We start from the raw sequence: 11,580 nt of genomic DNA, 5'->3' as shown, positions 1-11,580 counted from the left end.
AGGTGAGCTACCGCCACCTGTCTATTAATAAAAGAATAATGAAAGCACACACATACGAAACACAATCCACCATCACACCAGAAAAAGCACTGCAATACTTAAAGGAAGGCAACCAAAGGTTTGTCAATAATCTGAAAGTAAACCGGAATCTGCTGGAACAGGTTAATGACACCCGGGAGGGCCAATGGCCGTTTGCAGTAATACTCAGCTGTATAGACTCCCGAACTTCTACAGAGCTCATCTTTGATCAGGGGCTGGGAGATATCTTCAGCATACGGATTGCCGGAAACTTTGTTAATCAGGACATCCTGGGATCCATGGAGTTTGCGTGTAACATAGCAGGTTCCAAACTCATAGTCGTAATGGGCCATACCAAATGTGGCGCTCTGAAGGGAAGTCTGGATTATGCCAAAGTACAGAAACTGGGGATGCAAAACCTTAACCACCTGATTCATCAGTTTGATGGTTGTGTAGAAAAAATCATCAATAACGGTGAAGAACGCAGTTCCGCAAATGAAGATCTACTGGAGCGCCTGAATATCTGCAACATCAACAGAACCATGGAGGATATCCGCACCGGAAGTGCCACACTTCGCGACATGGAGCTGAATGGAAAAATAAAAATTGCCGGTGCCAATTACTGTGTAAAATCCGGTGTTGTGACCTGGATAAATGATTAACGGGAAAATACGCTATTTCCCATTATAGGCGCTCATGGTATTCTGAATACCCGCAAAAACAAATGAAAGACAAGCTTTAGAAGACTGTTCGATTCTTTCGGACAGTCTTTCTTTTTCCTCTTCATTCCAGGTTCCCAGGACATAATCTACCTGCCGGCCTTCATCAAACTCGGCAGAGATTCCGAAGCGCAGGCGGGCATAATTCTGAGTCTGCAGTTCGTTCTGAATACTTTTCAGGCCGTTATGACCGGCATCAGACCCTTTCATTTTCATCCGCAGGGTACCAAAAGGCAGCGCCAGATCATCCGTAATGATCAGCACGTGGTCCAGTGCGATGTTTTCCTTCTGCATCCAGAATTTTACCGCTTTGCCGGAGAGGTTCATATACGTATCGGGTTTCAGAACCAAAACCTTTCTGCCACGGTGTTTACCCTCGGCCAGCCAGCCAAAATTTGTACTGCTGAAAGGAGCCTCCATGGTTGCTGCAATTTTCTCAGCTACTTTAAAACCGATATTATGACGGGTTTCCGCATACTCTTCGCCTTTGTTTCCCAAACCGACAATTAAATACTTCACGAGCCGTTTTCTTAAGATTCAGATGCAAAAATAAGCAAAAAAAATCCCGGACATACGCCGGGAAATATAACTGATCAAATTTTGGTTTAAAGCGACTGATATTCAAAGTCAAAACTCACATCTGCAGAACTGCTTTCAGACAGAAAACCCTGAGCGTCGTAGGTATGAGTAAATATCTGTGAAAGGGTGCCTGCTGCAGACTGTACTGTAACGTTTCTGTAATTATTGGCAGAAAGTCCGGTAGGGCCTGTGCCACTCGTTTCGAAATTACAGGTTGCCAGAGTAAAACTTCTGGGCAGCAAACGATACGGATTCTGACTGTTGTCATAATCTGAAAAATCTGTATTGACTACGATATCGGCAACGCCAGGCGCAGCTATGGTCATGATCCATTTCGAAATATTGTCTCCGGCATACTGTAACTGGCTGGTTACCGAACCTGTTTCTACCGTAGTACCCGGTGTAAAAAAGGTGGTTTTCACCTGTACTGCCTTAGCAGCATTATAGCTGTAATCTGTGGTAAAATCTGCCGTCACTACTCCGCCTTCAGCAATGGTTCCGGTTACTGCGGTAAGCAATGCCCCGGTATAGCCCAGCATGGCGGTAATCACCTGAGGCTGCGCACCCTGCGCATCTGTTTTTGTAATTTTACTGATCTGATTCCCGGTGTACAGCACGTCAAACTCATAGGAATTGTTCGTGGTGGTTACCGTGGAAAGTTTATTGGCTCCATATCCAAAATTCACATCATAAGAAGGGCTTCCGGTTTCGGTCACCGTCACTTTTTTCAGTAATTTGGAATTGGTGTAATCCGGAATTAAATCTCCCAGACCTACCAGATCTCCGGAAGACCCGCCGCATGAAACCACCAGCAGCATTGCTGCCAGAAATATTCCCAGTTTATGATACGCTGTTTTCATCTTCATCTGCCAAATAATATTTTTTAAAATGGTCGGTACTCATAATTAACCCCCCAACCGGATATTGCATAATTCAGTGCGTCATAGGTGAATAAGGTATTGGAACCTACCGGCACCGGAATCTGATTGCTGGCATACAGTACTCTTTTTGGGTTGTTGGGTGAAAAACGATATCCGTTATAAGAATTTTCAAAAGTTTTATGCAATAAATATCCGAACGGAATCAGTGTATAAGGACTTCTACCGGCGTCATATTCTGTAAACTCAAAAGATTCCTCTACCATGGGCGCCAGGAAAACATTACCGGCAAGACCTCCATACAGATTGGCCACCTTCGCCACATTTTGCAATGCATCATAGGTATATCCGGTTTTTTTATAAGAAGTGAACTCAAAGGTCTGAGCCGGTATTTCTACCCCGTGCTTCATGATTACAGAATCCAGTTTTGCCGCTGCATTGAACTTGATATCAAACTGAGATCTTGATTTCTCAAAAACAAGCGGTGCCGTTTGCGAAGCAATGTCTTCGTACACGCTTCTGGTTTCAGTGATGGTGGTAAGTTTGGTATGGTCTGTAGGCGAATAGTTATACAACTGTGTATAGCTGATGCTGTCTCCTTCAACCACCCCTACAAAATCAATTCTGTTGATTTGTTCTCCGGAATAGTTAATTTTGGTAATGGTGCTGTCTCCTATAACTTCCACAAGTTTTCGGCCGTTATAATGGTATTCTGCAATGGTATCTGCCGAGGTTACTTCCTGATACAGGAAACGGTCTTCGCCCAGCCCTCCCTGGTTAAGTCCCATGTCATTCAGCAGGTTATTGTCTGCGTCTCCCATTTCTTTACAGGACTGAACAGACAGAACCAAAAAAAGTGACATGGCCAGATATAATATGTTTTTCATTTCAAGGAAATTTTAATAATTGGATACAAATATAATTTTTTTTGAATACAAAGCATTTCTTATGCTTTAATTTTTAAAAAAACCCTCACATCAATAAGGGTTTTTAGCATATCTGCAATTAAGGTGCAGGCTGATAGCTGAAATTTCTGAAACCATCTGTGGTAGGATAGTTATGCGTATCAAATTTATACTGATACTGCGTTACTACTGCCGGGTCTGCATCTTTCTTCACGGTTAATTTTGCCGGGTTGTTATCGGACATATAAGAATACATCTGCGGAAACAGGCTGCTCATCATAATCAGATAATTATCTGAAACCCTTTTATACGGATTATTTCTCCAGTCATAATTATCATAAGTGTACGTATGTTGCACAGAGCTCTGAACGACACCGGTAGTTGGGTTCACGATATTATCACTGGACTGGATCTTGGTCACGTTCGGCCCGTCATGTGTAATCAGATTCATCACGGTATTGCCGTACACATATACATTGGGCGTTGCCGGATTTACCGGAGCTGTCTTTTTAAAAGACTGAATAATCCGTCCCTCTGCATCATACTGAAATACACTGATGGAATGAAAGGTATGTACACTTCCTGAGGCATAGAAATCATCCATCAGGCTCACCATGGTGCCGGTAGCATTGTCGTAATTGGGGGTAAGGACGTGTCTGCCGCCTACCGCACTACCCGCATAGGTACCGGTGACTTCTATTTTGGAAATTCTGTTTCCCAGATAGAATACATAAACGGTCTGATTTTCTTCTGTAGCACTGCCATCATAGACAAAACGTTCAACTTTAAACAAACTACTGCCGTTCAACTGGTAACTTTCCAGTGTTTTGTTATCAGAATGAACACGCTTGATGATTCTGGGACCTGAAATATCTTCCGGATCATCCCAGCCATACACCGTAGCCGGATCAGAATCCCGGCAGGAATGTATTACAAACGCTACTATTATAAGACTTAGAAGTTGTAAAAATTTCTTCATATTGATGATTTATATTTTATTGACTTACAAAACTAATTTTTTTTTGAAGATACTGCAATTTTTTGATGTTAAAGTTTCTCATTGCTCAGCCAAACTGAACAATTATAAGGCAAAACAGCAAATAAGGTCATTTACTGAATGCCTTTATAGATGAATTTAAAAACGTCCTGCTGGTCAGACACAGGATAATTGGACGTATCATACACGAAACTGCCGGTGGTTACGATAGGTGGAATATTGAAAAAAGGCTCCAGCTGCATTTTCAGATGATTGTTAAAACTGCACTGCGCGAAAGCCACGGTACCCATCATGCCCATACCCAGATTAAACTCTTTTGGCAACGTACTGTACGGATTGATTTTGGAATCATACTCTTCAAACTTGTAGGTTATATTTCCGTTGGGATCCAGAGGCTCCAGGGTTCCGTCCGCATGAATAATGCCGGTAGTATTCTCTGTAGCTTTCACCACATTATCTCCCGACCAAACCAGTGAAACCACTCCATAATGGGTGAAATTATTTGAAAAAACAGGATTTTTCACTTTCTTATCCAGCTTAATGACTTTGCCGGCAGGGTTATAGGTAAGGGTAAAATGGGTTTCGCCCATATTGACATTATTTTGAGTTTGCACCATCACCGCTGAAGTCACCTTTCCCGCAGTGTCGTAATTGAGACTCAGGTCCAGAATCACAGTGCCATCCTGCAAAACCATCTGGTTTACCTTGTTGTCACTGTTGTACAACACATCCATTTCGTTACTGGTGGCGTGGTATTTCACTTGCTGCAAAACTCCCGCTGAGGTAGAAACATATTCCGTAACCGTAACATTTGCACTGTCTATTTTGTGCAAAATTCTGGGACCGGTAATGGTACTTCCGGGGGTATTGGTATTCCAGCCGTACACCATAGCAGGATCGGGCGGCACACACGAACTTAACAGGAATAATACGCATAGCATACTGAAAAAAGGTAGTGTTTTCTTCATTTGATTAAATTTTATCCAACAAATCTAACTTTTTTTCGCATTCAAAATCAGTTTCCGGGAAAAATTAACCTAATATTCTTTCCAGCAGGCGGGTCACCTCATCAATATGATTGACGTGATCTTTCCGCATCATGAGCTGGTTTCCGTTTTTGTCCTGCTTTTCCTTCAGAGTGGCCTCCGCAGGGTGCTGAGATAAATAGGCAATGATTTTTCTGAATTTTTCGCTCTGATAAAATTTATCCTGAGGATTAGACGGGAAATAGCCCAGAAACACACTGTTTTTGACCACAATTTTTTCAAAGCCGATTTCAGCAGCACTCCACTTCAGTTCTACAGATTTCAGCAGATTTTCTGCCTCTTCCGGCAAGGTTCCGAAGCGGTCCTTCAGTTCAGCACGGAACTGCTCCAGTCCGGCCGGATTCTGTATTTCCGCAAGTTTCTGATAAAGACTCAGGCGCTCTTCTGTACTCTGCACATAGTGATCGGGCAACATCAGTTCCAGATCGGTATCCACATTGACATCCCTTGTCGTTTGAATGAGTTTTTTGCGCTCTTCTTCATTATCAAAAAGATTCTCAAACTGATCATCATGCTGAAGTTCTTCTAATGCTTCCTGCATAATTTTCTGATACGTTTCGAATCCCATTTCATTGATAAATCCGCTCTGCTCTGCTCCCAGCAAATCTCCGGCACCACGGATTTCAAGATCTTTCATCGCAATCTGGAATCCACTGCCCAGATCAGAGAACTGCTCTATGGCTTCCAGTCTTTTCCGTGCATCAGAAGTCACCATATCAAACGGAGGGGTAATGAGATAGCAAAAAGCCTTTCGGTTGCTCCGTCCTACGCGGCCCCGCATCTGGTGCAGGTCTGCCATTCCGAATTTCTGCGCATCATTAATGAAAATGGTATTGGCATTGGGCACATCTACCCCACTTTCCACAATGGTGGTAGAAACCAGCACATCGTATTTCCCTTCCATAAAATCCAGCACATTCCGCTCCAGTTGCTTGCCGTCCATCTGACCATGACCGGTAATAACTCTGGCGTCCGGAACCAGCCGCTGAATGAGCCCGGCAATATCTTTAAGGTTCTCTATACGGTTGTTGATGAAGTACACCTGTCCGTCCCGCTGAATTTCGTAGGAAACCGCATCGCGGATCAGTTCCTCATCAAACCCGATGACCTGCGTCTCTACCGGCTGGCGGTTGGGCGGCGGCGTTTTAATCACGGACAAATCCCGGGCAGCCATGAGTGAGAATTGCAGTGTCCGCGGAATAGGTGTTGCAGTAAGGGTCAGGGTATCTACATTGGCTTTCATGGTTTTCAGTTTATCTTTTACAGACACCCCGAATTTATGCTCTTCATCTATAATCAACAGGCCCAAATCTTTAAACTTCACTTTGTCTGATACCAGCTGGTGGGTACCGATGATGATATCCAGCTTGCCGTTTTCCAGTTTCTCCAGTGCTTCAGATTTTTGTTTAGCCGTCCGGAAACGGTTCAGGTATGAAATTTCTACCGGAAAATCCTTCAGTCTTTCCCGGAAACTCCGGTAATGCTGAAAAGCCAGAATCGTAGTCGGCACCAGCACCGCCACCTGTTTTCCGTCTGTAGCAGCCTTAAAGGCGGCACGAATGGCCACCTCGGTTTTCCCGAATCCCACATCACCACAGACCAGCCTGTCCATCACGGTTTGGGCTTCCATATCTTTCTTCACATCTGTTGTGGCTTTTTCCTGATCCGGCGTATCTTCATATATAAAACTGGCTTCCAGCTCGTGCTGCAGGTATGAATCCGGCGTAAAAGCAAAGCCTTTTGCTGTTTTTCGCTGTGCATAGAGTTTGATAAGGTCAAAAGCGATTTGCTTTACCTTGGCTTTTGTTTTTTGTTTGAGGTTTTTCCAGGCCGGTGAACCCAGTTTAGAAAGGGTAATTTCCTTGCCGTCGGGACCATTGTATTTGGAAATTTTGTGCAGGGAATGGATGCTCACATAAAGCAGATCCTGATTTTTATATACCAACTTGAAACACTCCTGTATCTTCCCGTTGTTGTTCACTTTTACCAGACCCATGAATTTTCCAATGCCGTGATCTATGTGGGCTATAAAATCGCCTACCTTCAGTGACATGAGGTCTTTCAGGGTAATCTGTTCAGATTTGGCAAAGGAATTTTTGGCTTTATACCGCTGGTATCTGTCAAAAATCTGGTGATCTGTATAAACGGAAATTTTTTCGTCAGTATCTACAAAGCCTTCGTGCAACTCTGATCTGAAAGTTCTGAAACTCACCTCATGATTCAGCTCTTCCAGAATTCCTTCCAGCCTTTCTTTTTGTTTCTCTGTAGAAAAGGAAATCCAGCAGTCGTATCCCTGTTCTTTTTTCTCCTTAAAATCCTCGGCCAGTAAATCAAAATTCTTGTGAAAAGAAGGTTGCGGCTGCTGATGCAGCGCAACGGCAGCATCCGGAAACAATGCCTGTGGAGCGAAATCCATCCACCGGAACCGGCGTAAGCCTTCATCAAACACCGCTTCAGAAATAAAAAGTTCTTCGGGCGTTTCATGCTTCAGCGTTTTACTCAGCGCTTCATAGTTTACCTGCGCTTTGGCAAAGAATTCCCGGACCCGTTTGTATCCCAGATATGCATTTTTGCTGATGATATAACTGTTTTCTGCCAGTACCTCAAAAAAGGAAACCTTGGTGCCGGTTACCGAATAATTCATATTCGAAACCAACTGAAAAGACTCTACTTTCTCCCGGGACAACTGCGTCTCCAGATCAAAAATCTTAATGCTTTCTACCTCACTGCCGAAAAAAGAAATCCTGAAGGGCTGCTCGCCGGAGTATGAAAACACATCTACAATCCCTCCACGCACCGAAAACTCACCGGGTTCTGATACAAAATCGGTCTGGTGGAATCCATACTGCACCAACAATTCTTCTATAAAATCAAAATCCAGACTGTCGCCCACAGCAATGGTATGGGTAATGGCCTGGAGCGCTTCTTTCCGGATGATTCGCTCATTCAGGGCGGCGTAGGTAGCTACAATGACTTTCGGGCGGTGATCAGAATTCAGCCGGTTCAGCACTTCGGTGCGCAGCACCAGATTGGCATTCTGCACTTTTTCTATCTGATAAGGCTCCAGATGAGATGGTGGAAAATAGAGTACGTTTTCCTCTCCGGCCATGTCTTCCAGCTCAGCGGTCATGTAAAGTGCTTCTTCCTTGTCATCTGCCAGAAACAGAATGTTTTTGCGGGTGGTCAGAAATATTTCTGCAGCCAGTACCGACGGTGACGAGCCTGCATATCCCGATACCGATAAGCAGGGATGAATATCTGATTGCTGAATGATTTCTTTGCCAAATTCTTTTTGAAGCAAATAAGGAACTAAAGTTTCCTGAATGGATTTTAACGACATAAGCTGATGGTAGTGAACGACGAAAAACGGGTTCAGTTGATTTCTGAAACCGTTTTCCGCCTGCAAAGATACATAAAAGCAGAAAACCCGAACCTGTACTTTAACAAAAATCAAATTATTTGAAAAAGAACCATAACGAATCACATTTGTGTGACATTATTTTTATATATTTACCATCACAAATCCCAAAATCTTCATCAATATGGTAAAAAAACTACTCCCTTTATTTTTCGCTTTGTCATTGTTTACCGTCCATGCACAGAGCAATTTTGAATACGAACTCTCCTGGAGCACCTATTTTGGACCCGTGGGTGCCAAATCCTGGACCGAGCCTGCTACTCCGCCCATTCAGTTTGATGCCAATCAGAATATCCACCTTACCGGACTGGCGATCGGATACCCGAATAATTACGCCCATGCCTATTACGATCAGTTTCTGGTGGGAAGCGGCGGGCAAAACTTCAACATGACCACTGTCTCAAACAGCCATCAGAACGGTTTTGCAGCCACCTTCAATCAGGCAGGCACCTTAAACCGTTATCAGTATTACAACAGTCTGATTAATCAAACCGGTTACCGAAAAAAACTGAAGCACATTGATCAGGACAACAATTTCTATTATGAATATGCGGCGCAACTTACATTGCTCCCCTTAGTTGCCACTGCCAATGCCTGGCAGCAGAATCCCAGCGACCCGCAGCTGGGTACATTGATTGTGAAAGAAACCCCGTCGGGCACCACACTATGGTCCACCTATATTCCGGTGATTCCGGAAACTTACATTTATGGTATTTTCCCAAGCATCAATGTCAAAAGTGATGAAACAGGCAATATCTATATTTCCTCTGGTACCTATGAAGACACCGGCATTGCCACGCCCGGTTCCTTTCAGGATCAATACCAGAACATTATGGTCAATGGCTATGAACAGGCGAACGGCTATATGGTAAAACTCAATGGCACTACCGGTGAACAACTCTGGGGAACGTATCTTCCGTTTTTTCCTATGTTTATGGATTATCACGCCGGTTCCTTATATTTCACCGGCGGCGGATTAGAGACCATTCCTGCCAATGTGCTGGCCACAGCCAATGCATTTCAGTCTACTCCTACCCTATATGTATTGCAAAAGTTTAACGCCACAACCGGGCAGCGGGATTGGGGCACCTTCTACGGACATACCACAGGTAACAACTATAACATACAATATATCGCCGTAAACGATTCAGGCTTATTTGTAGTGGGCGACACCACCAGTGATGCTGCCAATGCCGGCTACTTCGGAACACCCGGTGCCCACCAAACCACCAATAACGGCAGCAGAGATATGTATCTGAGTAAATTTGACCACAGCGGAAACCGGATCTGGAGCAGCTACTTTGGAGGAACCGGTCTCGAGCTTATACAAGGCGGCATGAAGCCTCTCGCCATAGATGGAGACAATGCGTACATCACTGCCCGCACCATAGGATATACCAATAATATTGCAACCCCCGGAACCTATAAGAGCGCTCCCACCCAGACAGGCTCAGGACTGGTGAACCACTTTTTTGCGAAATTCAGCGGCGACGGCTCCCTGGAATGGGCATCCTATTTTGGAAATTCCTATCCCGGGTTTAATGAACCCATCAATATAGCCGTTCACAATTCATCTCTTTACCTCTATGGCGAAACTACAGGCACTACCGGTTACGCCACACCGGGCAGCTGGCAAACGCAGATGATCGACAATAACCCTACCGCTACCGGGCAAGAAAAAAACGTGACTTTCCTTGCAAAATTTGACATTAAACAATTAAACACAACAGAGATCAACGCCGCCAATGATCTGGTTCTTTATGACAATCCGAACCATGGTTCTTTTAGTCTTCAGGGAGATGTACTGAGCAAGAAAGAACTGAATCTCACTGTATATGATGCTGCCGGAAGGGTCATTCATCATCAGGATCTGCACCGGGCAAAAATCCAGCATTTCCACCTCAGCGGGAAACTAAAACCGGGGCATTATCTGCTGAAAGTTGCAGACCAACAGCAAAATACCATCAAAACAATTAAAATGATTGTGAAGTAAATACTTTACAAAATTTGATGTCCTGATTTTTTCATTTAATTTTAATTTTGAACACTTTTACCCCCGGGTAAAGGTGTTTTTTTTCAATACATGGGGCCCGACTAATCCCCCTACTCCAAAGGGATTTAACATAATATTAAGAAAAACACCTTTTCAATATTATCATAAAATCATACAGAATTCTCATTTTCAACAAATTCCTGCATCATTATTGAATTTACTTTTCATTATAAAGTGACCATTATGAAATATCTCATACTCACCGCAATGATGTTAATAGGGTACAGTTGTTCCCCGGCACAGAAACTTCCGCCGAAACCGAAGAAACCTGCACACCCAAATCAATTGCACAAAAGCAAAGCGAACAAAGAACGACCCCGGCCGCCACGTGCGGGAGAAAAACCCTACATCATTACACCGGACGGGAAAAAATTGTATCCTGGGGACCGGCCGGCAAAACCCAAAAGACCGCCGAAACCACCAAAGCACCCCTTCAGATAACAAACATTAAAACCATAACATATTAACTAATCTAAAATTTGAATTATGAAAAACCTCTTGAAAATTCTGGGTATTTGTGTACTGTCATTGTTTATCATTACCGCATGCAGCCGGGACGATGATCCTGCAGACAACGATTTCTTTGCCGGAACCTATAACGGCTCTGTATCTTATACCGACCCGGACACCAATACCAGTATCACTACCAATGATGGTAAAGTATTCGTCACCAAAGTAGGAAGCAGTACCAAATACAATTTTGCGTTCTCCAATAACATTCCCAATCTGAACGGGATTGAATTTGAGAAAAACGGAAACGTTATGATTAACGTGGGCAACGGAGCTACAGCATTTATACAAATTGACAATGACAAACTGGACATCTTCTATGTTCAGGGCAATAAAACATGGACTGCCGACTGCACCCGATAATAAAAACACAAGTTTTGAGAATTTCAGACTGCTTCCTCCGGGGAGCAGTTTTTTATTACGGTTAAAAACAACAACTGGTTTCTGTTTTAACACA

The 11,580-nt window shown here is 43.7% G+C and carries 10 protein-coding genes; 4 read left to right on the top strand and 6 right to left on the bottom strand.

Features of this window, described 5'->3' with window-relative positions:
• Positions 1 to 38: 38 nt before the first annotated feature.
• Complete coding sequence (locus LKO26_RS00375; protein ID WP_227585814.1) at positions 39 to 680, top strand: carbonic anhydrase; 642 nt, start codon at positions 39 to 41, stop codon at positions 678 to 680.
• Between the two features lie 12 nt (positions 681 to 692).
• Here LKO26_RS00375 and pth read toward each other — a convergent pair whose 3' ends face one another.
• The 6 genes from pth to mfd form a co-directional block, all read right to left on the bottom strand.
• The gene (pth, locus tag LKO26_RS00370) at positions 693 to 1,256 is read right to left on the bottom strand and encodes an aminoacyl-tRNA hydrolase (RefSeq protein ID WP_227585813.1); all 564 of its coding nucleotides are present in this window, start codon (positions 1,254 to 1,256) and stop codon (positions 693 to 695) included.
• Positions 1,257 to 1,342: 86 nt separating this feature from the next.
• Positions 1,343 to 2,182: a hypothetical protein gene (locus tag LKO26_RS00365; protein ID WP_227585812.1), complete on the bottom strand. Its 840-nt coding sequence runs from the start codon at positions 2,180 to 2,182 to the stop codon at positions 1,343 to 1,345.
• Between the two features lie 17 nt (positions 2,183 to 2,199).
• Positions 2,200 to 3,081 (bottom strand): hypothetical protein, encoded by an 882-nt coding sequence (locus tag LKO26_RS00360; RefSeq protein WP_227585811.1) that lies wholly within the window; start codon positions 3,079 to 3,081, stop codon positions 2,200 to 2,202.
• A gap of 118 nt (positions 3,082 to 3,199) precedes the next feature.
• Complete coding sequence (locus LKO26_RS00355) at positions 3,200 to 4,078, bottom strand: hypothetical protein (RefSeq protein ID WP_227585810.1); 879 nt, start codon at positions 4,076 to 4,078, stop codon at positions 3,200 to 3,202.
• A gap of 131 nt (positions 4,079 to 4,209) precedes the next feature.
• The gene (locus tag LKO26_RS00350; RefSeq protein ID WP_227585809.1) at positions 4,210 to 5,064 is read right to left on the bottom strand and encodes a hypothetical protein; all 855 of its coding nucleotides are present in this window, start codon (positions 5,062 to 5,064) and stop codon (positions 4,210 to 4,212) included.
• Between the two features lie 64 nt (positions 5,065 to 5,128).
• Positions 5,129 to 8,482 (bottom strand): transcription-repair coupling factor, encoded by a 3,354-nt coding sequence (gene mfd, locus LKO26_RS00345; protein ID WP_227585808.1) that lies wholly within the window; start codon positions 8,480 to 8,482, stop codon positions 5,129 to 5,131.
• A gap of 202 nt (positions 8,483 to 8,684) precedes the next feature.
• Here mfd and LKO26_RS00340 point away from each other — a divergent pair, with 202 nt between their 5' ends.
• From LKO26_RS00340 to LKO26_RS00330, 3 genes are all read left to right on the top strand, one after another.
• On the top strand, positions 8,685 to 10,553 hold the full coding sequence (locus LKO26_RS00340) for a T9SS type A sorting domain-containing protein (RefSeq protein WP_227585807.1): 1,869 nt from the start codon (positions 8,685 to 8,687) through the stop codon (positions 10,551 to 10,553).
• Positions 10,554 to 10,796: 243 nt separating this feature from the next.
• Positions 10,797 to 11,054, top strand: a complete 258-nt coding sequence (locus LKO26_RS00335) for a hypothetical protein (protein ID WP_227585806.1) — start codon at positions 10,797 to 10,799, stop codon at positions 11,052 to 11,054.
• Positions 11,055 to 11,099: 45 nt separating this feature from the next.
• Positions 11,100 to 11,486, top strand: a complete 387-nt coding sequence (locus tag LKO26_RS00330) for a hypothetical protein (protein WP_227585805.1) — start codon at positions 11,100 to 11,102, stop codon at positions 11,484 to 11,486.
• Positions 11,487 to 11,580 lie beyond the last annotated feature (94 nt).

It is taken from the genome of Chryseobacterium sp. MFBS3-17, from assembly GCF_020687745.1.
Taxonomy (GTDB): domain Bacteria; phylum Bacteroidota; class Bacteroidia; order Flavobacteriales; family Weeksellaceae; genus Marnyiella.
The sequence above is the reverse complement of the archived record's forward strand: the minus strand, read 5'-3'. Positions and strand labels throughout refer to the sequence as shown.